Below are 24,663 nucleotides of genomic sequence, written 5' to 3'. Positions count from 1 at the left end.
TTTGTCATAAGCACGTAACCTTTCCAAGGGTGAGGGGATAAGTAAATAAATGCGACTCAACCTTGTTTGCTGTTTAGCCCCGTATTGATCGGGTTTTGCCGTTCTTTGACGTCATTTCGCCAGCGTTGATGCGGATGACAGAAATAATTTGAAATGCGACGAAGGGTCACATCGGCCCGCAGATCGCCAGAATTTCTCGTACTGCCTGATGATCTAAGCTGTCTTTGCCACTGGGCCAAGCACGGATCGGTCAGGCGGCCCGGCTTTTCTGCCGCACGTTGTGTGCCGCAGAAGGCCACCCGCACGCCTGCTGGAAAGGTGTACGGGCAAACATCGCGGGGCGATGCGTCGCCCCGTCAGTCAAATAGCCCAAGGCGCTGGAATACTCATGTCGGACCGTTTCGAACTTTACCTCACCTGTCCCAAAGGCCTTGAAAGCCTGCTCGCCGAAGAGGCCAAAAGCCTCGGCCTTGACGAGGTGCGCGAGCACACCTCGGCCATTCGCGGCGCCGCCGACATGGAAACTGCCTACCGCCTGTGTGTCTGGTCGCGGCTGGCCAACCGCGTATTGCTGGTGCTCAAGCGCTTCTCGATGAAGAACGCCGACGACCTTTACGACGGTGTGCACGCGGTTGACTGGGCCGACCACCTGGCCGCCGATGGCACCCTGGCTGTGGAGTTCAGCGGCCATGGCTCCGGCATCGACAATACCCACTTCGGTGCGCTGAAGGTCAAGGATGCCATCGTCGACAAGCTGCGTAACCGTGAAGGCCTGCGCCCGTCCGTGGAAAAGATCGACCCTGACGTGCGTGTGCACCTGCGCCTGGACCGCGGCGAGGCCATTCTGTCCCTCGACCTGTCCGGGCACAGCCTGCACCAGCGTGGCTACCGCCTGCAGCAAGGTGCCGCGCCGCTGAAGGAAAACCTGGCGGCAGCGGTGCTGATCCGTGCTGGCTGGCCGCGTATCGCGGCCGAAGGTGGTGCCCTGGCCGACCCGATGTGCGGTGTGGGTACCTTCCTGGTCGAGGCCGCGATGATCGCCGCCGATATCGCCCCCAACCTCAAGCGCGAACGCTGGGGCTTCAGCGCCTGGCTCGGCCATGTGCCGGCGCTGTGGCGCAAGGTGCATGACGAGGCTCAGGCCCGCGCGCAGGCCGGCCTGGCCAAGCCACCGCTGTGGATCCGTGGCTACGAGGCTGACCCGCGGCTGATCCAGCCGGGTCGCAACAACGTCGAGCGTGCCGGCTTGGGCGACTGGGTGAAGATCTACCAAGGCGAAGTCAGCACCTTCGAGCCACGCCCGGACCAGAACCAGAAAGGCCTGGTCATCAGCAACCCGCCCTACGGTGAGCGTCTGGGTGACGAAGCCAGCCTGCTGTACCTCTACCAGAATCTGGGCGAGCGCCTGCGCCAGGCCTGCATGGGCTGGGAAGCAGCGGTATTCACCGGCGCGCCGCAACTGGGCAAGCGCATGGGCATTCGTAGCCACAAGCAGTACGCGTTCTGGAACGGCGCATTGCCATGCAAGCTACTGCTGTTCAAGGTGCAGCCTGACCAGTTCGTCACGGGTGAACGCCGCGAAGCGCAGCCTGAAGGCACCGAAACCCGTCAGCAGGCGCCGCAGGCCAGTGAGCCAGCGCGGCTGTCGGAAGGGGCGCAGATGTTCGCCAACCGCCTGCAGAAGAACCTCAAGCAACTGGGCAAGTGGGCCCGTCGCGAGCAGGTCGACTGCTACCGCCTGTACGATGCCGACATGCCCGAATATGCCTTGGCGGTCGACCTGTACCAGGACTGGGTACACGTGCAGGAATACGCCGCGCCACGTTCGGTCGACCCGGACAAGGCTCAGGCGCGTCTGCTCGATGCACTGGTGGCCATCCCGCAGGCGCTGGGCATTTCGCCGCAGCGTGTAGTGCTCAAGCGTCGCGAGCGGCAAAGCGGTACCCGCCAGTACGAACGTCAGGCTACCGAGGGCCGCTTCCAGGAGGTGAACGAAGGTGGCGTCAAGCTGCTGGTCAACCTCACCGACTACCTGGATACCGGCCTGTTCCTCGACCACCGCCCGATGCGTATGCGCATCCAGCGCGAGGCCGCTGGCAAGCGCTTCCTCAACCTGTTCTGCTACACCGCCACGGCCACCGTGCACGCGGCCAAGGGCGGTGCGCGCAGCACCACCAGCGTCGACCTGTCGAAAACCTACCTGGACTGGGCACGGCGCAACCTGGCGCTCAATGGCTATTCCGAGCGCAACCGCCTGGAGCAGAGCGATGTAATGGCCTGGCTGGAAGGCAACCGTGACAGCTACGACCTGATCTTCATCGACCCGCCAACCTTCTCCAACTCCAAGCGTATGGAAGGCGTATTCGACGTGCAGCGTGATCATGTGCAACTGCTGGACCTGGCCATGGCCCGTCTGGCGCCGGGTGGCGTGCTGTATTTCTCCAACAACTTCCGCAAGTTCCAGTTGGACGAACACCTGATGGCGCGGTACGTGGTAGAAGAAATCAGCGCCCAGACCCTGGACCCGGACTTCGCCCGTAATAACCGCATCCATCGCGCCTGGCGTATGCAGCTTCGGTGAGGCGACGAGGTACATTGCGCGGCTAATGGCCAATAGCTATAACTGAGGGCAGGGCAAGATAATCCGCAGGACGCTGACGTGACGAGATGGGTGTATGTCAAAGTGTGGCGTGCGTGCGCGGTTGCTTGGCTTGTGCACAGAGAGGGCGTCCGCCTGGGTGATGGCGCTGATCGCACTGGTGGCCGGCGGCTTGTTGACCGCTGTCTTGGCATTTGCCGCGCACACCTTCTACAAGCAGCAGCTGCGCCAGCGCTTCGAGTTGCTGGCCAGCGAGCGCTTCAGCCGTATTGCCGAGCGCTTTGACGAACAGCAGCAGCGCCTGGATGGGCTTCGGCGGTTTTTCAGCTTTTCCAACGAAATCACCCCGCGCGAATTCGAAGGTTACGCTCGGCCATTGCTGCAACGCACTCTGGCCTATGCCTGGGCGCCCCGCGTCGAGGCTGCGCAACGCGCCGAATTCGAGCGTCTGGCCAGTGCCCATACCGGCCCAGGCTATGTGATCCGTGACCAGGACGCGCAAGGCCAATGGCGCCCGGCGTCGCAGCGCGACCATTACTTTCCGGTGCTCTATACCCAATCGGGCGAACGGCCTGGGTTGCCTTATGGCCTGGACCTCGCTGGTCAAAGCGGGCCCCAGGCGGTCCTGGCGCGGGCGCTGGGGCCGGGCAGCATGGCGGTGTCCGAGCCATTGGCCCTGTTCGATTCCCGCTCGGCAGAGCGCGGCCTGCTGATGGTGGCGCCGGTATTCTCCGATGCCGATCCTCGCGGTGCGGCAGCCGGTTATGTGGTGGCCTTGCTGAGCATGCGCGAGCTGGTCGGCGACGGTCGGCCGGTCGCGGCTGATGACAATCTTGTCGTGCGCATCACGGACCCGTCTGGGTTACAAGGCCCGGTCGTGATGTTCGATTCGCAAAATCCGGTCGCGCCCTTGGCCCTGGCCAGCAATCAGTTGTTGCGCCTGGCCGATCACCATTTCCAGCTGAGCATTCAACCGAGCCAGGCGTTCGTGCAGTGGAACCGCTCCTCGGCAGTGCTGGCGGTCGGTTTGTTGGGCGGATTGTTGAGCTTGTTGCTCAGCGTGCTGCTCTACAGCCTGTTCAGCCAGCGTCAGCGCGCCCTGGCCCTGGTGGCGCAGCGTACTGCAGAGTTGCAGGTCAGCGAGCAGTCGTTGCGTGGCACCCACAACCAACTGCGCAGTGTGCTGGATGCCGCGACCCAGGTGGCGATCATCGCCACCAACCTCAAAGGGGTGGTCAGCACGTTCAACGCCGGTGCCGAACGCATGCTCGGTTACGCGGCCAGCGAAGCGATCGGCCGGTTGCGCCTTGAAGACCTGGTACTGCCGGAGGAGCTCAACCTGCGTGCCCAGGCCTTGAGCTTGCGCTTTGGCCGCGCCATTGCTGGCGGCCAGGCGATGTTCGCTGAAACGGTGCAGGCGCATGGGGCCGAGCCCGGCGAGTGGACCTTGCTACGTGCCGATGGCAGCCAGCTGGTCGCCAACATGCTGGTGACTGCCATGCTCGACGAACAGGGGTTGTGGGTTGGCTACCTGGCCATCTGCATTGACGTTACCGAGCGGTGCCGGGTGCATGAGGCGTTGGCTGCACGTGACCGGTTGCTGGAAAAGCTCAGCGCCGAGGTGCCGGGCGGCATCTACCAATACCGCCTGGACGCCAATGGCCATTCGTGCTTTCCATACGCCAGCATGGGCCTGTATGACATTTACGAGGTCGACCTGATGCAGTTGCGTGAGGATGCCGCGGCGGTGTTCGAACGTATCCACCCTGATGACCTGGAGCGTGTGCGCCGCTCGGTGCGCTATTCGGCCGAACACCTGTCACCCTGGCGCGAGGAGTATCGTGTCTGCCTGCCACGGGCGGGGCTGCGCTGGGTGCGTGGCGAGGCAACGCCGGAAGTGGGCGAGCAGGGCTGCACCCTGTGGCATGGCTACCTGACAGACATCTCCGACCTGAAGGGCGTGGAGGAAGAGTTGCGGGCGCTGTCGGTCACCGACTCGCTGACCGGAATCCATAACCGTCGCTACTTCCAGGAGCGGCTCAAGATCGAACTGGAACGGGCCCAGCGCGATGGCTTGGCACTGTCGGTGATCATGCTCGACATCGATCACTTCAAGCGCATCAACGACCGTTTTGGTCATGCCGTCGGCGACCGGGTGTTGCGGAGCCTGTGCCAGCGCATCGGTCAGCGTCTACGCCGTACCGATGTGTTCTGCCGCTTGGGCGGGGAAGAGTTCATGGTGCTTTGCCCGGGCAGTGATGTCGACCAGGCGCGGCTGCTGGCGTTGGAGTTGTGGCAAGGGGTGCGCAATGTGCCGGTGGAAGGTGTGGGCCAGGTGACCGCGAGCTTTGGTGTGGCGCAGTGGCGGTCGGGCGAGGGCGCCGATGCCTTGCTGTTGCGCGCCGATGCCGGCGTGTACGCGGCCAAACAGGCCGGCCGGGACCGGGTGGAGGGAGAGCCGGTATAAAACAGTGCGCGCGGTCGGCGTAGGGGCCGCTTTGCGGCCCTTGCGCGACGCAAGGCCGCTCCCGCGTCGACCGCGGAAGCCGGCCCGGGTAATGCCGGTGGAGTCAGTTGGACGCTGTGCTGCCAGCCAGCTTCGGCTGGCGATACAGGTCAAGCAACACCTGGTCCAGCACCTGCGAGGCTCCCCACGGTTTCGGGTCGTTGAGGATCGCCGCCACCGCCCAGGTATGCCCGTTGCGGTCACGGCTGAAGCCGGCAATCGCACGCACAGTGTTCAGTGTGCCGGTCTTGATATGGCCTTCACCGGTCATCGCAGTGCGCTTGAGACGCTTGCGCATCGTGCCGTCCATGCCCACCAGCGGCATCGAGCTCATGAACTCGGCCGCGTAAGGGCTCTTCCAGGCGGCTTTGAGCATCTCGGCCATTTCCCGGGTACTGACCCGTTCGGCACGCGACAGGCCAGAGCCGTTTTCCATCACCAGATGCGGCGCGGTAATGCCCTTTTTCGCCAGCCATTGGCGTACCACGCGTTGGGCAGCACGGGCGTCGTCGCCATCGGCATCGGTGCGGAACTGCGCGCCAAGGCTCAGGAACAGCTGCCGGGCCATGGTGTTGTTGCTGTACTTGTTGATGTCGCGGATCACTTCCACCAGGTCGGGCGAGAAGGCGCGGGCCAGCAGGCGAGCACTCTTGGGCACATTCTCGATGCGGTCGCCGCCCTGGATGTTGCCGCCCAGCTCGCTCCAGATCGCGCGCACGGCACCGGCGGCGTAGGTTGGGTGGTCGAGCAGCGACAGATAGGTTTGCGAGTTGCAGCCGTCACCCAGTTGGCCGCTGACCGTTACACTGATGCCGTCGGCCTGAGGCACCGGGTTGTAGCGCACATCACCGGTGCATTTCTTCGAGGCTACCGCCTTGACCTGGTTGTCGATGCGGATGCGGGCAATAGGCGGCTCGACTGCGACGGTGACTTTGCCACCGTCATTGCGGGCCACGAAACGCAGGGCCTTGAGGTTGACCAGCAGCGAGTCGGGCTTGACCAGGAACGGCTTGTTCTCATCACCGCCGTCGTCGTTGAACTGCGGCAGGTTGGGTTGCACGAAGTGGCTGCGGTCCAGCACCAGGTCACCGGTGACGGTGCGCACGCCATTGGCGCGCAGGTCACGCATCAGCAGCCACAGCTTTTCCATGTTCAGTTTGGGGTCACCGCCACCTTTAAGGTAGAGGTTGCCGTTAAGCACGCCGTTGTTCAGGGTGCCGTCAGTGTAGAACTCGGTTTTCCACTGGAAGGTCGGGCCAAGCAGCTCGAGGGCGGCGTAGGTGGTAACCAGTTTCATGGTCGACGCCGGGTTCACCGACACATCGGCATTGAATACGGTCGGGGTGCCGGGGCCGTCCAGCGGCAGCATCACCAGCGACAGCGCTGTGTCCTGCAGTTTGTTGGCCTTGAGCGCCTGCTGCACTTTGGCAGGCAGGGTGGTATTGACGGCGGCGTGGCTGGGCAAGGCAAGCGGCAACAGCAGGCCGGCAAGAACGAGGGGACGAAGCATTTTGATCATAGTGAGCGAATACCCTGCGGCGAGGGAAAAGGGCTTTGGGGCTGTAAGAGATGATGGCCCCACGACGTAAACAGTACGCATTATGCCCCAAGCGCAGCCGCGATGCGTCACGTTCGACGGAAAAGCATCGTCAATAAAAAGGCCACCCGAATGGGGTGGCCTTTTCAGCAGTCAACCTTCTCAGCCCGAAGCTGACAAGTATCACTCAGCCTTGTTGATCGGCTTTTCCGGGTACCAGGCGTCCAGCAGCGGGCTGACTTCGACCTTGGTCAGTTCGCCACGGCCCTTCAGCCAGGCCTCAACGGCAGCGCGCTGTTCTTCGCTGACCGAGCCGCGCTTGACCGAGCACACCAGGCCGAAATCGTCACCGCCTACATAATCCAGGCCGTTGGCGTCCATGGCTTCTTCCAGGAACGCGTCGAGGAAAGCATCGATTGCCTGGTCGTCCAGATCTTCCTTGAATTCCAGGTTCAGCTCGAAGCCCAATTCCTGAAACTCGTCGACACACAGCTTCTTGCGCAGACGACGGGAGCGGTTTGTGGCCATGAAACAATCCTCTTAGGTAATAACGCCGCGCAGTCTACCAGTTAACATGGCTGGCTGCCTGCCTGAGTGTCTGTGCTTGTGGCCAATTCCTTGGCCAGCGCACGTTCCACTCGGCACATATGCCGTGCCAGTGCCTGGCGCCGCAGGCGCACCTGGGCAGTGGACAAGCCGCTGGCCTCGAGGGCTTCACAGGCCGCCATCAGGTCAGGGGCTTCCAGCATCCGCGCGGCGCTGAGCACCTTGTGGGCCTGCTCGGCAATGGCGCCGCTGTCATGCTGCGGGTGCAGCGCCATCAGGCTGGCCAGGTCGGCCTGAAGGCTCTGATGCAAGGCTTCCAGGAAGCGCTGACGGTCGACCGGGTCAGGCCCGACCACGGCGGCCAGGCCGTCCAGCTGGTACAGCCTGCGGCGGGGGCGGCGCTGGCGGCGCGGGCGAATGCCAGCCAGGCGCTGGCTGAGGGTGCTCAGGCTGATGGGCTTGAGCAGGCAGTCGTCCATGCCGGCGGTCAGGCACTTGCGGCGTACTTCGGGCTGTGCGTTGGCGGTATAGCCGAGGATGGTGCAGCGTGGCCGCTTGCCATGGCGTTCTTCGGCGCGCACGGCAGTCGCCAGCTGGTAACCATTCATGTGCGGCATGTTGCAGTCGAGTACCAGTACATCGAACTCGCCTGTGCGCCAGGCGGCCAGGCCTTCTCGCCCATCGCGGGCGCTGGCGTGCTCCAGGCCCAGGTAGCCAAGTTGTTGCGCCATCAGTTGCAGGTTGGCCGGGTGGTCATCAATGACCAGCACGTTCAGCCGTGGGTCGGGCACGTCGAGCTGCTCGGGCAGCGGTGTCGGCTGCGCTGCGCCATCAACCCGTTGCAGCGGCATCTTCAGGCGTACCTGGGTACCGACATCCTCCAGGCTTTTCATGGTCAGGCTGCCGCCCATCATTTCGCACAGGTTGCGGCAGATGGCCAGGCCCAGCCCGGTACCTGCACGGGCGCCCTGGCTGTGCGGGTTGGCCTGGATGAACGGGTTGAACAGGCGCTGCAGGTCATCGGGGTGGATGCCAATGCCACTGTCGCGCACCTCCAGCTCCAGTACTGCCGGTGTGCTGGTACCATCATCCAGCAAGCCGACGCAGATGCGCACCTGACCATGCTCGGTGAACTTGATGGCATTGCTCACCAGGTTGGACAGCACCTGCTTGAAGCGCAGCGGGTCAAGCAGGACATGGCAGCGTGCGGCCGGGGCTATCTGCACCTCCAGGACCAGGCCTTTCTGCCGCGCCTGGCCATCGAACATGCGCCCCACCGATTCGACCAGCGCCGCCAGGTCGACCACCTCCGGGGCCAGGGACAAGTGCCCGGACTCGATGCGTACGATGTCGAGAATGTCACCGATCAGGCCTAGCAGATCTTTGGCCGAATGGTGCGCCAGTTCCAGCGCGCTGCGGTCCACCCGGCCCTGGTCGGCGCGCTTTACCGCCAGTTCCAGCATGCCGATCACGGCGTTCATCGGGGTACGGATTTCGTGGCTGATGGTTGCCAGGAACGTGCTCTTGGCGCGGTTGGCATCGTCGGCCTGCTGCTTGGCCTGGCGCAGCTCCATGACCAGTTGGCGGCGTTCGCTGATGTCGATCCAGCCACCGATGATCCCCTGCACCTCACCCAGGGAGTCGCGGTACGGCAAGATCCAGTGGTAGATGGTCAGGTCCCGGCCCTTGATCCGTAATGGACGGTCCTTGATCAGCGGCGAGCCAGCAGCCATGACTTTCTGGTAATCAGCCTGGATCTGCAGGGCCTGCTCGGAATCGGCAAACAGGCTGTCGTTCAGTTTTCTGCCGATCACTTGATCGGAGCGGGCCTGCACCGCTTCAAGGTAGCTGTAGTTGCAACTTTTCAGGCAACCCTCGCGGTCACGCACATACATGGGGTGGGGCGTACCGTTGAGCAGGGCGCGCATGAATGCCAGTTGGTCGTTCAGCGCGCGTTCGGCGCGCTGGCGTTGGCGAATCTGCAGGCGCAGGCGGGCATTCCAGAGCAAGGCCAGCAGCAGAAGTACGGCCGTGGCCAGCACCACCTGCAGGGCAAGCCGGCTGTAGCCTTTGGTGTTGTCATCCTCATGCCTGCCAAAGCCGCGCCAGCGGTTGTTGATTATCCCCAGCTCCTCCGGTGAGATGCTCAGCAAAGCCTTGTCGAGGATAGACAACAGCGCCGGTGACGGGGCTGTGGTGGCCATGGCGAAGTTGGCGGGTTCGCTGTCGACCGAGGTGCGGATGACCAACTCGGGGTTGCTGGCCAAGGCGTGGTTGGCGTCGATCAGGGTGGTGATCACCGCATCGACGGCCCCGCTGTTGAGCAACGCCATGGCGTAGAACGCGCTTTCGGTCTCGACCCAGCTTATCTTTGGATAGTCCCGGGACAGCATGGCGTTCAGGGTACTGTAGCGGGTAATGGCGATGCGATGCCGCTGCAACTGCTCCAGTGAACTCAGTGTGTTGTTGCCCTTGCGGTTCACCAGCACATAGGCGCTTTCGAGGTAGGGGCGGCTGATTTGCAGATCGTCCCCTGCTTTCCCGGCACTGGCCAGTGCGGCGATGACATCAGCCCGGCCATCCTTGAGGCGGGCGACCATGTCGGCAATGCCATTGGCGCGCTGCACTTCGAAACGCAACCCGGTGCGCAGGCGAATGAGCTCCAGCAGGTCGGCGGTGATGCCTCGGAAATGCCCCGAATCATCGAAATAGGACAGAGGCGCAGCCGCGTCATCTGCCGCCACCCGCATCACGGGATGCTTCTGCAACCACTGTTGCTCGGCCTCGCTCAACTGCAGTTGGCGATCGCTCAGCAGCAGGTCGCTGCCAGCACTCCAGCGTTTGAAGATACTGGAGCGTATGGCCGGGCTCTGCCTGTCCAGGATGGAGTTCACCAGGTCCAGCAGCACGGTATCTTGCTGGCGCAAGGCAAAACCGAAGCCGATGGCCTCGTGCTTGCCGAAGTTGGCCATGCGCAGCCCGGGCAGATGGCCGCGGTTGAGCTGATAGTGCGTGGAGATGGTATCGCCGATGAACACGTCGGCCTGGCCGAACGCGACGGCATTCAGTGCCTGGCTGGAAGAACCGAAGGCCAGTAGGTCGGCCTTTGGGTAGACGCTGAGGACTTCCTGTCTGGGCAAATAGTGGTAGAGCATGCTCAGGCGCATGCCGGCAAGGTCCATGTCCAGCGCCCGGTTCTCGTCTTCACGCGTTACCAGTACGGGTTGGTCGACGGCATAGGGCTGCGACAGTACCAGGCCGTCACTGGCCGCTTCGTAGCCATTGGCGCTGCCCAGCAGGTCGATATCGCCGTGTCGTAGCGCCTCCACCGCTGCCTGCCGGCTGGAGAAACGCAGCACCCTCACTGGTAACTGCAAGGCCTTGCCGATCAGGCTTGCATATTCGGCGGTCAGGCCCTGGTAGTCGTTGCCGCCACCGGTGATGTCGAACGGCGGATAGTCGGGTGCCGAGGTGCCCAGCACCAGTTCCTGACGGTCTTCGAGCCATTGTCGTTGTTCGGACGTGAGCACGGGCTGGACCGGTCGGGCCGATGAGCGCGCGATCAACGTAAAGGAAGCGGCTTCGCGGTGGCTGGCCTGTGCTGCGCCGCTGAACAGCAGCAGGGCGAGCAGCAGACGATTGATAGATCGGGCCATGACCACGTTAGACCAGCGCGTTGCGCTTGGCCATCTCGATCAGGTCGACCAGCGTATTGACTTGCAGCTTGTGCATGAGGCGTTTTTTGTAGGTACTGACAGTCTTGCTGCTGAGGAACATGCCCTTGGCAATTTCCTTGTTGCTGCGGCCTTGGGCGAAGAGTTGAAGTACCATCAGTTCGCGGTCATTTACCTGGCGGAAAAGTTGCAGGTCACTGTCGGTCGCCTGGTTGTTTTTTATTGCCTGGCTGGGGAAGTAGTTATAACCGGCCAGTACGGCCTTTATTGCGCTGAGCAGTTCACTCAGGTCTTCCTGCTTGCAGACATAACCTGCTGCGCCCGAGTGCATGCAACGTACCGCAAACAATGCCGGGGACTGTGCAGTCAATACCAGAACCTTCAAGGGCAGGGCCATGCTCTGAAAGCGGGCCAGCACCTCCAGGCCGTCTAGCTTGGGGATGCTGATGTCCAGGATGACCAGGTCGGGGTTGCTCTCGCGGATCATCTGCATGGCGTCTACGCCGTTGTCCGACTCGCCGACAATCTTGTAATTCTGGTTTTCCAGCAACATACGGACGGCCAGGCGAATGACCGGGTGGTCGTCAACGATAAATATGGAGTGCATGTTCAACTTCCCTGCGATCGATTGAGGGTGACAGAAGGCACCTTATCGCAGTTGGAAGTCATCGGGCGTGCGAGGAATGGCTGTTAGGCTCATATGGGAAACGGCTTACAGGATAAAACAAAATAGACTACGTAATAGTCGCGTTTAACTAGATGTCAAAGCGATTTTGGTAACTTTTCATTAGTTTTTATTCGTGCTGTTTAGTCTGGCCCCCGTTGGTGTAGGAAGTTTCCTGCAAGTGTGGTGCAGCGTCTGGCCTGGCCCGCGCTGCACCTACGCGTTTCAGGTCGGGCTGGAGCGCCCGGTCATCTCCCGGGCCATTTCGCTGGCATAGCTGTCGGTCATGCCGGCGATGAAGTCGATCATGCGCAGGAAGGCGCTGTGCAACGAGGCATGCGGGTCTGGTGCATTGTTGCCGATCAGGTCCAGCACCCTGCGACTCTTGAACGATGGCGTACGTCCACCGTGCTGTTCCAGGGCTGCACCGCAGAACGTGTTCAGCAGAATCTCCAGGGTGGTGTAGGCGCCGATTTCGTGCAGGGTCTTGCGCTTGTCCTGGAAGATCTTGTTGCGTGCCATGTCCTTGGCTTGCAGTACGCAGCGTTTGGCTGGGCCATGCATGTGTTCCACCAGGTCGCCCGCCAGTTGCCCGGCCAGCAACGCCTGCTGTTGTTCGACGAAGGCGTGGGCGGCGGCGTTGGTCAGGTGTTCGATGGCCTTGCCGCGCAGGATGGCCAGTTTGCGTCGGCGGGAGTCGCGTGGGCCGAGCTGGCGGTAGGTTTCTGGCAGGTCATCGCCGACCAGATCGAGCAACAGCGCTTCGACTTCGGCGTATTGCAGCAGCTCCATTTCCAGGCCGTCTTCCAGGTCGATCAGCGCGTAGCAGATGTCATCGGCAGCCTCCATCAGATACACCAGTGGGTGGCGCGCCCAGCGCTGGTGTTCCAGCTGCGGCAGGCCGAGCTTGCGGGCGATCTGTTCGAGCAGGGGCAGTTCGCTCTGATAGCTGCCGAACTTGTGTTTCTTGTAGCCCAGGGCGTCGGCATGGCGGGCGCTCCAAGGGTACTTGAGGTAGGTGCCGAGGGTGGCATAGGTCAGCCGCGTCCCCCCATCGAACTGGTGGTATTCCAGTTGGGTGAGCACGCGAAAGCCTTGGGCATTGCCTTCGAAGTTGAGAAAGTCGGCCCGCTCGTCATCGCTCATGTCGTCCAGCCAGCCACGCCCGGCGGCCTGCTGGAACCAATGGCGAATGGCGTCCTCGCCGGAGTGGCCGAATGGCGGGTTGCCGATGTCGTGGGCCAGGCAGGCTGACTGCACGATCATCCCCAGATCACTGGGGGCGCACCAGTCCGGCAGGTTGTCGCGCAGGGTTTCGCCGACGCGCATGCCCAGCGAGCGGCCGACGCAGCTGACTTCCAGCGAATGAGTCAGGCGCGTATGGATATGGTCGTTGCTCGACACCGGGTGCACCTGGGTCTTGCGGCCGAGGCGGCGGAAGGCGCCGGAGAAAATGATGCGGTCATGGTCTTTGTGGAAGGGGCTGCGCCCGAGTTCATCGGCGCTGTACAGGGCTTTGCCCAGCCGTTCGCGGGTAAGCAAGGTGTGCCAGTCCAAGGCGCGTTCTCCTGTAGTTTGAAGGCAGCAGCATACCCCGCAGCAAGGGCATTGTGCTGCCGGGACGCGCACTGGTCAGGGGCGGCGGCTGCCTTGCAGGTACAGGCGTACCAGCGGCAGCAGGGTGCTGCCCAACCGTACCAGGCGCGTCAGGTTGCCGCTGCGTACGCCCTTGCCGGTGAGAAAGCCCAGCGCCACCACGGCGCCGATGCCCCACAGTGGCGCATGCTTGATACCCAGGCCTTCATGTAACGAGCTGCCCATACCGCGCACGCGGCGCAGTGGTTCAAGCAACTGCCCGGACTCATGGCGGATTTCCTGGCGGTGCATCTCCATGCGCAGGCGCAGCAGCGCCTTGCGCAGTTCGCGCGGGTTACGCGTGTTTGGCAGTTCTGGCAGGCTCATGGCAACAGGCGCTCCCTGTCCTTGGCAAGTTCTTCGAGGGTGGCGCCGAAGGGCGATGATTCGTCGAACACCGCCGCCTTCAGGCGCATGGCACAGTACAGTGCGGCAATGCCATAGAACACGCACAGGCCAATGATACCGGCCAGTCGATAGCTGTCCCACAGCAGCACCAGCAGCAGCCCGGACAGTGCGGTCAGCAGCAGCAGGGCGAACACCAGCGCCAGGCCAGCGAACAGCAGCAGGCTCAAGGTGCGGCCCTTCTGCTCCTGTAACTCGATACCGAACAGCTCGATGTGACTGTGCAGCAGCCCCAGCATGGCTGCGCCCAGGCGCTTGCCCGAAGCGCCGGCGCCGTTGGCGTCATTCTCCATGGGTTCCCCTTAGCGCCGGTTGGCCAGCAGACCGATCAACAGGCCGACACCGGCCGCGATGCCGATCGCCTGCCACGGGTTTTCCTGCACGTACTGCTCGGCGCTGCCCAGCGCCGCCTGACCGCGTTCTCGTACCGAGTCCTGGGTCAGCTGCAGGGTTTCGCGGGCCTGGGCCAGGCGCTCGTGAATCTGCTCGCGCAATTCGTCGGCCTGGTCGCCGGCCAGGTTGGCGGTGTCGGCCAGCAGCTTCTCGGTGTCGCGCACCAAGGCCTGGAAGTCAGCCATCAATATCTCTTGTGCATTCTTTGCCGATTTGCTGGCCATGGGTCTCTCCCTGTCGATGAGTGTTGGTAGTTCGAGTGACAGCACGCATTGAAGGTTCAAGTGCGGGTGCTGGTATGGGCCTTGCTAAGTCTTTGCCACGTTGCGGAGCGCCTGTGACCGGTTTTGCGCCGATTCAGGGCGCCCACTCAGCGGATACCGATAAACCTTAACCCAATCCACGACAAACCCAAGAAAAAACCACGCAGGCTTCACCCCGCTCACCTGAACAGGGTAGGGGCTGGCACCGTTTCGGTGCAGGGATGCAGGTTCTTGAACTGTCCTGGTGCCTTTTTCAGCAGGTCTGCCTATTTCATGGAAAACATGCACAGCGCTATGGACTCTCTGGTCCACGGTTCCAATACCCTGTTCATTCTCATGGGCGCCATTCTGGTGCTGGCCATGCATGCCGGCTTTGCGTTTCTTGAAGTGGGCACGGTGCGCCACAAGAACCAGGTCAACGCCTTGTCGAAGATCCTCAGTGACTTTGCCATCTCGGCGCTGGTTTACTTCTTTATAGGCTACTGGATCGCCTATGGGGTCAACTTCTTCCAGCCGGCGACGACGCTGGCTGTCGACCATGGCTATGCGCTGGTCAAGTGCTTCTTCCTGCTGACCTTTGCGGCGGCGATTCCGGCGATCATTTCCGGGGGCATCGCCGAGCGGGCGCGATTCGTGCCGCAGTTGTGCGCCACGGCGTTGATCGTGGCGTTCGTCTATCCGTTCTTCGAGGGTGTGGTGTGGAACGGCAACCTGGGCGTGCAGGCTTGGCTGCAGGCACGCTTCGGCGCACCGTTCCATGACTTTGCCGGGTCTGTCGTGGTACATGCCATGGGGGGCTGGCTGGCGCTGGCGGCGGTACTGCTGTTGGGAGCGCGCCGTGGGCGTTACCGCGATGGCCGCTTGGTGGCGTTCGCGCCGTCGAGCATTCCCTTTCTGGCGCTGGGCTCGTGGATCCTCATCATCGGCTGGTTCGGGTTCAACGTCATGAGTGCTCAGACCTTGCAGGGCGTCAGCGGCCTGGTGGCGATCAACTCGCTGATGGCCATGGTGGGGGGGACCCTGTCAGCGTTGCTGGCCGGGCGCAACGACCCGGGCTTCCTGCATAACGGCCCGCTGGCCGGGCTGGTGGCGATCTGCGCAGGTTCCGATCTGATGCACCCGGTTGGAGCGCTGGTCACCGGCCTGGTGGCGGGGGCTCTGTTTGTCTGGACCTTCACCGCAGCGCAAAATCGCTGGAAAATCGACGATGTCCTGGGTGTGTGGCCGTTGCATGGCCTGTGTGGCGTGTGGGGGGGCATCGCCTGTGGTGTGTTCGGCCAGGTGGCGTTGGGCGGCATGGGCGGTGTCAGCCTGGTCAGCCAGCTGCTGGGCAGCCTGATGGGTGTGCTGGTGGCCTTGGCTGGTGGCTTTGCCGTGTACGGAGCAATTCGTGCGCTGCATGGCCTTCGCTTGAGCCATGAGCAGGAGTTCCAGGGCGCGGACCTGTCGCTGCACCGAATCGGTGCTACCAGCCAGGATTGAGCCAGGTCAGGTGCAGGGTGGGCGTAGCGGGCCTAGAATAGGCTTCTGTGTACGCCAACCCGGGACCTGCCCCATGCTGCCTGAATGTCAACTGTTCGGTACCCTCGGCTGCCACCTGTGCGAAGTGGCCGAGGCCGTGTTGATGCCTCTCGTCGATCATGGCCTGCTGGTAGAGCTGGTCGACATCGCCGAGAACGAGCTTTTGTTCGAGCGTTATGGCCTGATCATTCCGGTGCTGAGGCGCTGTGACAACGGCGCCGAGCTGCACTGGCCGTTCGATACCGAACAAGTGGTGGCCTTTCTTGGGCAATGATGGCTGCAGAGGAGTTGCAACCCTGCTCCATGATCTGTGAAGCGAGCTGATGATCGGGTGGAGGCGCACCGTCGCCGGTAACCTTCTCCATCATCGGAATAGCTCGCCATGTTGATCACTCCACATTTCACCTTCGATGAAATGACCGTCTCCCAGCTCGCTGCCCGGGACGGGTTCGATAATGCACCGCCCCTCGAAGCCAGGGCCAACCTGCAGTTGCTGTGCTGTGCGCTGGAACAGGTACGTGCATTGTTCGACGCGCCCATCATCATCAGCAGCGGGTATCGCAGTGAAAGGGTCAATCAGTTGATCGGTGGCGCCTCCGGCAGCCAGCACGTGCAAGGGCTGGCGGCGGACTTCACGGTGATCGAGGTCAGCCCGCGCGAGACCGCCCGGCGCATCAGCGAAAGTGCGGTGCCCTTCGATCAGTTGATCCTGGAATTCGACAAATGGGTGCATCTGTCGGTGACGCGCGGCACGCCGCGCAGGCAGGTGCTGACCCTGCGCAAAGGCAGCGGCTACCTGGCGGGTCTGCAATGAAGCGCATTGACGGCAGCAAGGGGATATTCGTATGCTGTATATAAATACAGTATCGAGGTAAAGCCATGCTCAATGTCGAGCAACTCAAGTACAGCGTCAACCGCATGCCCGTGGAGCGGGTGGCTGACGCCGTTCTGGAACTGCGCCTCGAAGGCCTGGTGACCGGCGACTGCACGCCGTTCGGCAAAGTCCACTTCAACACCTGCTTCGCCGAGATCGAGGCCTTGTTCCAGCGGGCCGGTTACCACCGAGGACTGGATGTGGTGGGCTATCAGGGGTTGCTCTATGCACTCTACGACCCTGGGCGCTGGGAGCCGGTGCAGGTGCTGCGCTGGCTGAAGGAACGCTGCGAGGCGATGGCCCGGGCTGGTTGAGGGGGCGGGCTTGGGCGATAATGCGCGGCCATGAACGTCTCGAGCCCAGCCATGATCACGCCTTTCGACCCTGCCCGCCAGCAAGCCAGTACGGTGTGCCTGCCACCTGGTAACTGGGTGACGGTGCTCGATTGTTTGTGTGACCATTTCAAGGCCATCGACCGCGCCCAGTGGCTTGACCGTTTTGCCCGTGGCCGAGTGCTGGATGCCGCGGGGCAGGCAGTTGCCGCTGACCTGCCTTACAAGCGTGGCATGCGTTTGCATTACTTTCGCGAGGTGCCGAACGAACGGCCGATCCCGGTGCAGGAGGTGGTGCTGCATGTGGACGAGCACCTGGTGGTGGCCGATAAACCGCATTTCCTGCCGGTGACACCGACCGGTGAATACGTCGAGCAGACCTTGTTGCGCCGCCTGATCCGTCGCCTGGACAACCCGCACCTGGTGCCATTGCACCGCATCGACCGGCACACCGCGGGGCTTGTGCTGTTCTCCGCCAACCCGCACAGCCGCAGCGCCTACCAGCGGCTGTTCCCCGAGCGGCGTATCGACAAGCGTTATCAGGCCATTGCCGCTGCCATGCCGCAGCATGCCTTTCCGCTGGTGCACAAAAGCCGCCTGGTGCATGGCGAGCCATTTTTCCGCATGCATGAGGTGGAGGGTGAGGCCAACAGTGAAACCCTGGCCGAGGTGCTGGAGAAGAACGGTGAACGATGGCGCTATGGGCTGTCGCCAGTGACCGGCAAGACCCATCAGTTGCGTGTGCACATGGCAGCCTTGGGGGCAGGGATCAGCAATGACCCGTTCTATCCGCAATTGCTCAACGAAGAGGATGACTACCAGCGGCCGCTGAAACTGCTGGCGCAAAGCCTGCGTTTCGAGGACCCGCTGAGTGGCGAAGAGCGCTACTTCGAGAGCCGCTTGCGGTTGGACTGGTAACACAGCAAGCGGGCTTGCCTGCGAAAGGGCCCGACCTGCGGGCCAATCTCCACCCGCCGTTCACCGTTGCCGGCGCTACCGTATTCGCGGGTAAACCCGCTCCTACATACGTACGGTGGTTCGGCACAGCTCACCCGCGAATGGGCCGGGCCTGCTGGCCAATCTCCACCCGCCGTTCACCGTTGCCGGCGCTACCGTATTCGCGGGTAAACCCGCTCCTACATGCGTACGGTGGTTCGGCACAGCCGTTGTAGGAGCGGGTTCACCCGCGAATGGTCCGGGCCTGCGGGCCAATCTCCACCCGCCGTTCACCGTTGCCGGCGCTGCCGTATTCGCGGGTAAACCCGCTCCTACATACGTACGGTGGTTCGGCACAGCCGTTGTAGGAGCGGGTTCACCCGCGAATGGTCCGGGCCTGCGGGCCAATCTCCACCCGCCGTTCACCGTTGCCGGCGCTACCGTGTTCGCGGGTAAACCCGCTCCTACATTCGCATCGGTGGTTCGGCACAGCCGTTGTAGGAGCGGGTTCACCCGCGAATGGGCCGGGCCTGCGGGCCAATCTCCACCCGCCGTTCACCGTTGCCGGCGCTACCGTATTCGCGGGTAAACCCGCTCCTACATACGTACGGTGGTTCGGCACAGCCGTTGTAGGAGCGGGTTCACCCGCGAACACCGGCAGAGCCGGTGTCACCCCCAGCGGAAGTCTCGAGCTTCAGCGGTTGAAGCGCTCCACCAGCGAATACTGGCTGCCCGCCGTGCTGGTCAGTTCCTCGCTCAGCAGTGCCGAGTGCTGCGCCTGTTCGGCGGTCTGGTCGGCCAGTTCGGCAATGGTGCTGATGTTGCGGCTGATCTCGTCAGCCACAGCGGTCTGCTCCTCGGTTGCAGCTGCAATCTGCGTGGCCATGTCGGTGATATTGGCCACCGCTTCGCTGATGCCTACCAGCGCCTCGTCAGCCTGCATAACCCGATCAACACCTTCCTGTGCCTGGCGGTGGCCGGTTTCCATGGTCAGCACTGCGTTGCTGGCGGTCTGTTGCAGCTTGGCGATCAAACCGTGAATCTGCCCGGTGGATTCGGCGGTGCGCTGGGCCAACTGACGCACTTCATCAGCCACCACGGCAAAACCACGGCCCATTTCACCGGCGCGCGCCGCTTCAATGGCTGCGTTCAGCGCCAGCAGGTTGGTCTGGTCGGCGATGCCCTTGATCACGTCGACCACGCCTCCAATCTCGTCGCTGTCTTTGGCCAGTTGCGTAACCGTCTGGCCGGTCTCGCCCACAGCCGCCGACAGACGTTCGATGGCCTCGCGGGTTTCTCCGGCAATCTGCCGGCCCTGGCTGGTCAGGCGGTTGGCTTCCTGGGTAGCATCGGCGGTGCGCTGCACATGGTTGGCCACTTCCTGAGTGGTGGCAGCCATCTGGTTTACCGCAGCGGCGACTTGCTCGGTCTCCACCCGCTGGCGCTCCAGCCCCGAAGAGCTCTTGTGCGCCAAGGCATCGGACTGGCGTGCCTGGTCGCTCAGGTGTTCGGCACTGTCTTGTAGGCGCGTCAGGCAGGTTTTCATGCGTGCGTCCTGGCTGAGCATCGCCATTTCCAGGCGCGCCTGCACGCCACGGCTGTCGGTGTACATCTGCGCGATCAGTGGGTCGGAAGTGGTTTGCTCGGCCAGTCGCAGCAGGCGCTTGAGGCCGCGTTGCTGCCAGCTCAGACCAAGCAGGCCCAGTGGTACCGAAAGCCCTGCGGCCAAGGCAAAGCCCCAGGAATGACCCAGCCAGTTGCCGATCAGGAAGCCCATCTGGCTGATCAGGATGAACGGTAGCCAGTCCTGCAGCACCGGCAGCCACTTGTCGCGGCGCGGTACCGGCGGCTTGCCCTGGTTGATGCGCTGGTACAGGGCCTCGGCGCGGCGGATCTGCTCGGCGGTGGGCTTGACCCGCACCGACTCGAAGCCGACTACCTGGTTGTTATCGAAGATGGGGGTAACATAGGCGTTGACCCAGTAATGGTCACCGGACTTGCAGCGGTTCTTGACGATACCCATCCACGGCTGGCCCTGCTTGAGGGTTTGCCACATATGGGCAAACACGGCAGGCGGTACGTCGGGGTGGCGCACCAGGTTGTGCGGTGCGCCAGTCAGCTCCTCGCGGGTGAAACCACTGATTTCGATAAAGGCATCGTTGCAGTAGGTGACCACACCCTTGGCGTTGGTGGTGGAGATCAACCGCTGCTGGGCAGGGAAAGTCCGTTCTCTCTGGGTAATCGGCTGGTTGTTACGCATGGGTGATAGTCCGCAGGGCTTTCGACAGGTATCGGCAAGCCGCTGGTTTTATTGAATGGATATTTGGTTCATTGATTGCCATCAATGACGGGTGAGTCAGATGATGACCGAGTGGGTGGCCAAGGGCCAGCCCTGTCGCGCGGGACTTGGACGCTTGCGGCTGTGGGGCATCGGCGCCCATGTAACCAAGCGCCGCCCGCGCGGCGCTTGGTTTAGAGAACGGCACAAATCTTGTGCCAGGCTATCCGTCTCAGTCAGCGATCATCTGGCGCAACACATAATGCAGAATTCCCCCCGCCTTGAAGTACTCCACCTCGTTCAGGGTATCAATCCGGCATAGCACCTCGATCTGTTCCTGCTGGCCATCCTCGCGGGTAATGCGCAAGGGCAGGCTCATGCCGGGGCGGATATGTGCGCCGTCCAGCCCCAGTACGTCGATCTGCTCCTTGCCGGTCAGCCCCAGCTGTTTGCGGTTGTGCCCGGCCTTGAATTGCAGCGGCAACACGCCCATGCCTACCAGGTTGGAGCGGTGAATACGCTCGAAGCTTTCTGCCAGCACGGCCTTGACCCCCAGCAGGTTGGTGCCCTTGGCTGCCCAGTCGCGGCTCGAGCCGGTGCCGTACTCCTGGCCGGCAATCACCAGCAGCGGGGTGCCTTCCTGCTGGTAACGCATGGCTGCGTCGTAGATCGACAGCTTCTCGCCAGTGGGCACATGCAAGGTGTTGCCGCCTTCTTCACCTGGCAGCATTTCGTTGCGGATACGGATGTTGGCGAAGGTGCCGCGCATCATCACTTCATGGTTGCCACGACGCGAACCGTAGGAGTTGAAATCGCGTGGCTCCACACCCTGTTCTCGCAGGTAGCGCCCGGCCGGGCTGTCGGTCTTGATGTTGCCGGCGGGGGAAATGTGGTCAGTGGTCACGGAGTCGCCCAACAGTGCCAGCACCCGTGCGCCGTGAATATTGGCAATTTGTGGCGGCGGCCCGCCGATGCCGTCGAAGAACGGTGGGTGCTGGATGTAGGTGGAGTCAGCCTGCCACACGTAAGTGGCGGCCTGTGGCACCTCGATGGCCTGCCATTGCGCATCACCGGCAAACACTTCGGCGTATTCCTTGTGGAACATCGCCGTATCGACCTTGGCCACGGCCTCGGCAATTTCCTGCTGGCTCGGCCAGATATCCCGCAGGTAGACCGGTTGGCCGTCCTTGCCTGACCCCAGCGGGTCGCGCGTCAGATCCAGGCGCACGCTGCCGGCCAGGGCGTAGGCCACCACCAGCGGGGGCGAGGCCAGCCAGTTGGTCTTGACCAGTGGGTGCACGCGGCCCTCGAAGTTGCGGTTGCCCGATAGCACCGAGGCCACGGTGAGGTCGGCGCTGCCAATGGCTTTTTCGATCGCCTCGTCCAGCGGGCCGGAGTTGCCGATGCAGGTGGTGCAGCCATAGCCGACCAGATCAAAACCGAGTTGGTCGAGGTAGGGCGTGAGCCCGGCTGCCTTGAAGTAGTCGGTGACGACTTTGGAGCCCGGCGCCAGCGAACTCTTGACCCAAGGTTTGCGTTGCAGGCCCTTTTCCAGTGCTTTTTTCGCCACCAGCCCGGCAGCCATCATCACGCTGGGGTTGGACGTGTTGGTACATGAGGTGATCGCAGCAATCACCACGGCCCCATCGCGCAGGGTGTGGGTCTGGCCCTGATGGCTGTAGTCGATTGCGCCGGTCTGGTCGGCGTTGCCCACCGCCACACCGCCGCCGCCCTCGCTTTCCAGGCGGCCAACTTCTTTGGCCAGCGGTTTGGGCTGCAGCTCGATGAAGTGGTCGAAGGCTTGGCTGACCTGGCCCAGTGCTACGCGGTCCTGCGGCCGTTTGGGCCCGGCCAGGCTGGCTTCGACCTCGTCCATGTCCAGTGCCAGCGTGTCGCTGAATGACGGCTCATGGCCGGGCAGGCGCCACATGCCCTGCGCCTTGCAGTACTGCTCCACCAGCTGCACGGTCGCTTCGGGGCGGCCCGAAAGGCGCAGATAGTCCAGGGTGACCTGGTCGACCGGGAAGAAACCACAGGTGGCGCCGTATTCCGGTGCCATGTTGGCGATGGTCGCGCGGTCGGCCAGGGGCAGCTCGGCCAGGCCGTCACCATAGAATTCAACGAACTTGCCCACCACGCCTTTCTTGCGCAGCATTTGCGTCACGGTCAGCACCAGGTCAGTGGCAGTGATGCCCTCCCGCAGCTTGCCGGTCAGCTTGAAGCCGATCACTTCGGGGATCAGCATCGATACCGGCTGGCCGAGCATGGCCGCTTCCGCTTCGATGCCGCCGACACCCCAGCCGAGTACGCCCAGGCCGTTGATCATGGTGGTGTGCGAGTCTGTGCCTACCAAGGTATCGGGGAAGGCATAGGTGCGGCCATCAGCCTCACGGGTCCACACCGTGCGGCCCAGGTATTCCAGGTTGACCTGGTGGCAAATGCCAGTGCCCGGGGGGACCACGCGGAAATTGTCGAAGGCGCTCTGGCCCCAACGCAGAAAGGCATAGCGCTCACCATTGCGCTGCATTTCGATGTCGACGTTTTCGGCGAAGGCGTGCGGCGTGCCGTAGCGGTCGACCATTACCGAGTGGTCGATCACCAGGTCGACCGGTGACAGCGGGTTGATCCGTTGCGGGTCGCCGCCAGCCTTGGCCATGGCGGCGCGCATGGCCGCCAGGTCGACCACGGCGGGTACGCCGGTGAAGTCCTGCATCAGTACCCGCGCCGGGCGGTACTGGATCTCGCGGTCGGAGCGCCGTTCGCCCAGCCAGTGGGCAATGGCGCGCAAGTCGTCGCCGGTGACGGTCGCACCATCCTCCCAGCGCAGCAGATTTTCCAGCAGCACTTTCAGCGACATGGGCAGACGCTGCAGGTCACCCAGCTGGCGGGCGGCCTCGGTGAGGCTGAAGTAATGGTAGGTCTGGTCGCCGACCTTGAGGGGCTTGAGGGTGTTCAGGCTATCGAGCGAGGGCATTGCCAACTCCTTCTGCACCGGTGCCCGGCAAATATTCACGGTTTGCCGGCAGCACCGCTCTATATCGGTCCGCACGGCACGGACCTGGCTGAATGGTCAGGTTAGACCGGTTTACGCTACCTGACCCTTTTCTGGACCGGCGGGGCGTGTCGCAGGTTCCGAACTTCCTTTATCATCGCCGCCCTGCCGGCGCCTGTGGTGCGCCAGCCGTAGTGGAGTGAGAGATGAATACCCTGTTCATGCATTGCCGGCCCGGTTTCGAGGGCGAGGTTTGCGCCGAGATCAGCGAACATGCCGCCCGCCTGGGTGTTGCCGGCTATGCCAAAGGCAAGCCGCAAAGTGCCAGTGCCGAGTTTGTCTGTAGCGAGGAGGGCGGTGCCGAGCGCTTGATGGGGGAGCTGCGCTTCAACCAGCTGATTTTCCCGCGGCAGTGGGCACGTGGCGGTTACGTCGAACTGCCGGAAAGTGACCGCATCAGCGTACTGCTGGCGCAGTTGGCCGATCTCCCGGTGTTCGGTAGCTTGTGGCTTGAGGTGCTGGACAGCAACGAAGGCAAGGAATTGTCTACCTTTTGCCGAAAGTTCGAAGTGCCGTTGCGCAAGGCCCTGGAGAAGGCCGGCCGCCTGGTCGACGACCCTGGCCGCCCACGTTTGCTACTGACCTTCATCAGCGGCCGGCGGGTATTTGTCGGCGTTGCATCGGCCAGCAACAGCGCTTTGTGGCCCATGGGCATCCCGCGCCTGAAGTTCCCTCGCGAGGCACCTAGCCGTTCGACACTCAAGCTGGAAGAGGCCTGGCACCAGTTCATTCCGCGTGAGCAGTGGGAGCAGCGCCTGGGTGATGACATGACCGGTGTCGACCTGGGAGCCTCGCCGGGCGGCTGGACCTACCAGCTGGTGCGCCGTGGCATGCTGGTGACAGCCATTGACAACGGGCCGATGGCCGAAAGCCTCATGGACACCGGCCTGGTCCAGCACTTGATGGCCGATGGGTTTACCTGGCAGCCAAAGCAGCCGGTAGACTGGATGGTGTGCGATATCGTCGAGAAGCCGGCGCGTACCACCTCGCTGATCGAAACCTGGCTGGGTGAGGGGTTGTGCCGCGAGGCAGTGGTCAACCTGAAGTTGCCGATGAAGCAGCGTTATGCCGAAGTACGGCGCCTGCTCGACCGTATGGAGGCAACATTCAAGGCACGCAAGATCAGGGTGTCGATTGCCTGCAAGCAGCTTTACCACGACCGTGAAGAAGTAACCTGCCACCTGCGGCGGCTCGATTTGAAGCCACGCTGAGGCCAGCGCGTCGTTCTGTTTCTGTTTCTGTTTCTGTTTCTGCTTTTGCTTCTAAGCGCGCGATAGTTCAGGCGACGCAGATTGCGACTTCAGGAGGCCGAGTGCAGGGTTTGCGAAGGGAGGTGACGGGCATGGATGCCCGTCAAGCGCTGGGCCCCAGGATGGGGCCTGCAGCGCGGTCCTCCCGGGAGCAAGCCCGGAGCGAGGGGACCCCGGAGCGCAGCGCAGGGGCCGGAT

Annotated in this window: 18 protein-coding genes; 8 read left to right on the top strand and 10 right to left on the bottom strand. The window is 62.9% G+C overall.

Annotation, left to right across the window (positions count from 1 at the left end; translation table 11 throughout):
- Positions 1 to 388 precede the first annotated feature (388 nt).
- Both rlmKL and ACYCCG_RS17555 read left to right on the top strand, forming a co-directional pair.
- Positions 389 to 2,581: a bifunctional 23S rRNA (guanine(2069)-N(7))-methyltransferase RlmK/23S rRNA (guanine(2445)-N(2))-methyltransferase RlmL gene (gene rlmKL / locus ACYCCG_RS17560; RefSeq protein WP_459671311.1), complete on the top strand. Its 2,193-nt coding sequence runs from the start codon at positions 389 to 391 to the stop codon at positions 2,579 to 2,581.
- 94 nt (positions 2,582 to 2,675) lie between these two features.
- The gene (locus ACYCCG_RS17555) at positions 2,676 to 5,066 is read left to right on the top strand and encodes a sensor domain-containing diguanylate cyclase (protein ID WP_459671309.1); all 2,391 of its coding nucleotides are present in this window, start codon (positions 2,676 to 2,678) and stop codon (positions 5,064 to 5,066) included.
- 103 nt (positions 5,067 to 5,169) lie between these two features.
- Here ACYCCG_RS17555 and dacB read toward each other — a convergent pair whose 3' ends face one another.
- The 8 genes from dacB to ACYCCG_RS17515 form a co-directional block, all read right to left on the bottom strand.
- The gene (gene dacB / locus ACYCCG_RS17550) at positions 5,170 to 6,624 is read right to left on the bottom strand and encodes a D-alanyl-D-alanine carboxypeptidase/D-alanyl-D-alanine endopeptidase (RefSeq protein ID WP_176684426.1); all 1,455 of its coding nucleotides are present in this window, start codon (positions 6,622 to 6,624) and stop codon (positions 5,170 to 5,172) included.
- Between the two features lie 201 nt (positions 6,625 to 6,825).
- Positions 6,826 to 7,170 carry a YggL family protein gene (locus tag ACYCCG_RS17545; RefSeq protein WP_176684425.1) on the bottom strand — a complete coding sequence of 115 codons (345 nt, stop codon included), beginning with the start codon at positions 7,168 to 7,170 and terminating at the stop codon, positions 6,826 to 6,828.
- A 41-nt stretch (positions 7,171 to 7,211) separates the two neighbouring features.
- On the bottom strand, positions 7,212 to 10,844 hold the full coding sequence (locus tag ACYCCG_RS17540; RefSeq protein ID WP_459671307.1) for an ATP-binding protein: 3,633 nt from the start codon (positions 10,842 to 10,844) through the stop codon (positions 7,212 to 7,214).
- A gap of 7 nt (positions 10,845 to 10,851) precedes the next feature.
- Positions 10,852 to 11,469 (bottom strand): response regulator transcription factor, encoded by a 618-nt coding sequence (locus ACYCCG_RS17535; protein WP_176684423.1) that lies wholly within the window; start codon positions 11,467 to 11,469, stop codon positions 10,852 to 10,854.
- 282 nt (positions 11,470 to 11,751) lie between these two features.
- Positions 11,752 to 13,083: a deoxyguanosinetriphosphate triphosphohydrolase gene (locus tag ACYCCG_RS17530; protein ID WP_176684422.1), complete on the bottom strand. Its 1,332-nt coding sequence runs from the start codon at positions 13,081 to 13,083 to the stop codon at positions 11,752 to 11,754.
- 75 nt (positions 13,084 to 13,158) lie between these two features.
- Entirely contained in the window at positions 13,159 to 13,488 is a 330-nt protein-coding gene (locus tag ACYCCG_RS17525; RefSeq protein ID WP_014591805.1) for a hypothetical protein, read from the bottom strand.
- A complete protein-coding gene (locus ACYCCG_RS17520) occupies positions 13,485 to 13,859 on the bottom strand; it encodes a phage holin family protein (protein WP_021785454.1) in 375 nt (124 codons plus the stop codon). The genes ACYCCG_RS17525 and ACYCCG_RS17520 overlap by 4 nt, the downstream gene beginning before the upstream one ends.
- A 9-nt stretch (positions 13,860 to 13,868) precedes the next feature.
- Positions 13,869 to 14,183: an ElaB/YgaM/YqjD family protein gene (locus ACYCCG_RS17515; protein WP_021785453.1), complete on the bottom strand. Its 315-nt coding sequence runs from the start codon at positions 14,181 to 14,183 to the stop codon at positions 13,869 to 13,871.
- A 312-nt stretch (positions 14,184 to 14,495) separates the two neighbouring features.
- Between ACYCCG_RS17515 and ACYCCG_RS17510 the strand changes: the two genes are divergently transcribed.
- The 5 genes from ACYCCG_RS17510 (at position 14,496) to ACYCCG_RS17490 (ending at position 17,867) form a co-directional block, all read left to right on the top strand.
- The gene (locus tag ACYCCG_RS17510) at positions 14,496 to 15,704 is read left to right on the top strand and encodes an ammonium transporter (RefSeq protein ID WP_176684421.1); all 1,209 of its coding nucleotides are present in this window, start codon (positions 14,496 to 14,498) and stop codon (positions 15,702 to 15,704) included.
- Between the two features lie 73 nt (positions 15,705 to 15,777).
- On the top strand, positions 15,778 to 16,017 hold the full coding sequence (locus ACYCCG_RS17505) for a glutaredoxin family protein (RefSeq protein WP_176684420.1): 240 nt from the start codon (positions 15,778 to 15,780) through the stop codon (positions 16,015 to 16,017).
- A 108-nt stretch (positions 16,018 to 16,125) separates the two neighbouring features.
- Positions 16,126 to 16,557 carry a D-Ala-D-Ala carboxypeptidase family metallohydrolase gene (locus tag ACYCCG_RS17500; protein ID WP_176684419.1) on the top strand — a complete coding sequence of 144 codons (432 nt, stop codon included), beginning with the start codon at positions 16,126 to 16,128 and terminating at the stop codon, positions 16,555 to 16,557.
- A gap of 65 nt (positions 16,558 to 16,622) precedes the next feature.
- Positions 16,623 to 16,931 (top strand): transcriptional regulator, encoded by a 309-nt coding sequence (locus tag ACYCCG_RS17495; RefSeq protein WP_103443928.1) that lies wholly within the window; start codon positions 16,623 to 16,625, stop codon positions 16,929 to 16,931.
- 51 nt (positions 16,932 to 16,982) lie between these two features.
- On the top strand, positions 16,983 to 17,867 hold the full coding sequence (locus ACYCCG_RS17490) for a pseudouridine synthase (RefSeq protein WP_176684418.1): 885 nt from the start codon (positions 16,983 to 16,985) through the stop codon (positions 17,865 to 17,867).
- 712 nt (positions 17,868 to 18,579) lie between these two features.
- On the opposite strand, the gene ACYCCG_RS17485 is transcribed toward ACYCCG_RS17490, so the two are convergent.
- The gene (locus ACYCCG_RS17485) at positions 18,580 to 20,145 is read right to left on the bottom strand and encodes a methyl-accepting chemotaxis protein (protein WP_176684417.1); all 1,566 of its coding nucleotides are present in this window, start codon (positions 20,143 to 20,145) and stop codon (positions 18,580 to 18,582) included.
- A 250-nt stretch (positions 20,146 to 20,395) separates the two neighbouring features.
- Positions 20,396 to 23,137, bottom strand: coding sequence for an aconitate hydratase AcnA (gene acnA, locus ACYCCG_RS17480; RefSeq protein ID WP_209964598.1), 2,742 nt, complete (start codon positions 23,135 to 23,137; stop codon positions 20,396 to 20,398).
- 224 nt (positions 23,138 to 23,361) lie between these two features.
- Between acnA and rlmM the strand changes: the two genes are divergently transcribed.
- Positions 23,362 to 24,426 carry a 23S rRNA (cytidine(2498)-2'-O)-methyltransferase RlmM gene (gene rlmM / locus ACYCCG_RS17475; protein ID WP_252459822.1) on the top strand — a complete coding sequence of 355 codons (1,065 nt, stop codon included), beginning with the start codon at positions 23,362 to 23,364 and terminating at the stop codon, positions 24,424 to 24,426.
- Positions 24,427 to 24,663: the final 237 nt, after the last annotated feature.

This window comes from Pseudomonas sp. VEM90, from assembly GCF_054611535.1.
This window is presented reverse-complemented; position numbering and strand designations above follow the sequence as displayed.

Bases quoted from the DNA above. Each gene is read 5' to 3' on its own strand.
- rlmM (WP_252459822.1), top strand. From the start codon at position 23,362: ATGAATACCCTGTTCATGCATTGCCGGCCCGGTTTCGAGGGCGAGGTT.
- ACYCCG_RS17545 (WP_176684425.1), bottom strand. From the start codon at position 7,170: ATGGCCACAAACCGCTCCCGTCGTCTGCGCAAGAAGCTGTGTGTCGAC.
- ACYCCG_RS17505 (WP_176684420.1), top strand. From the start codon at position 15,778: ATGCTGCCTGAATGTCAACTGTTCGGTACCCTCGGCTGCCACCTGTGC.
- ACYCCG_RS17520 (WP_021785454.1), bottom strand. From the start codon at position 13,859: ATGGAGAATGACGCCAACGGCGCCGGCGCTTCGGGCAAGCGCCTGGGC.
- ACYCCG_RS17535 (WP_176684423.1), bottom strand. From the start codon at position 11,469: ATGCACTCCATATTTATCGTTGACGACCACCCGGTCATTCGCCTGGCC.
- ACYCCG_RS17500 (WP_176684419.1), top strand. From the start codon at position 16,126: ATGTTGATCACTCCACATTTCACCTTCGATGAAATGACCGTCTCCCAG.
- ACYCCG_RS17485 (WP_176684417.1), bottom strand. From the start codon at position 20,145: ATGCGTAACAACCAGCCGATTACCCAGAGAGAACGGACTTTCCCTGCC.
- rlmKL (WP_459671311.1), top strand. From the start codon at position 389: ATGTCGGACCGTTTCGAACTTTACCTCACCTGTCCCAAAGGCCTTGAA.
- ACYCCG_RS17515 (WP_021785453.1), bottom strand. From the start codon at position 14,183: ATGGCCAGCAAATCGGCAAAGAATGCACAAGAGATATTGATGGCTGAC.
- ACYCCG_RS17525 (WP_014591805.1), bottom strand. From the start codon at position 13,488: ATGAGCCTGCCAGAACTGCCAAACACGCGTAACCCGCGCGAACTGCGC.
- dacB (WP_176684426.1), bottom strand. From the start codon at position 6,624: ATGATCAAAATGCTTCGTCCCCTCGTTCTTGCCGGCCTGCTGTTGCCG.
- ACYCCG_RS17490 (WP_176684418.1), top strand. From the start codon at position 16,983: ATGATCACGCCTTTCGACCCTGCCCGCCAGCAAGCCAGTACGGTGTGC.
- ACYCCG_RS17540 (WP_459671307.1), bottom strand. From the start codon at position 10,844: ATGGCCCGATCTATCAATCGTCTGCTGCTCGCCCTGCTGCTGTTCAGC.
- acnA (WP_209964598.1), bottom strand. From the start codon at position 23,137: ATGCCCTCGCTCGATAGCCTGAACACCCTCAAGCCCCTCAAGGTCGGC.
- ACYCCG_RS17495 (WP_103443928.1), top strand. From the start codon at position 16,623: ATGCTCAATGTCGAGCAACTCAAGTACAGCGTCAACCGCATGCCCGTG.
- ACYCCG_RS17555 (WP_459671309.1), top strand. From the start codon at position 2,676: ATGTCAAAGTGTGGCGTGCGTGCGCGGTTGCTTGGCTTGTGCACAGAG.
- ACYCCG_RS17510 (WP_176684421.1), top strand. From the start codon at position 14,496: ATGGAAAACATGCACAGCGCTATGGACTCTCTGGTCCACGGTTCCAAT.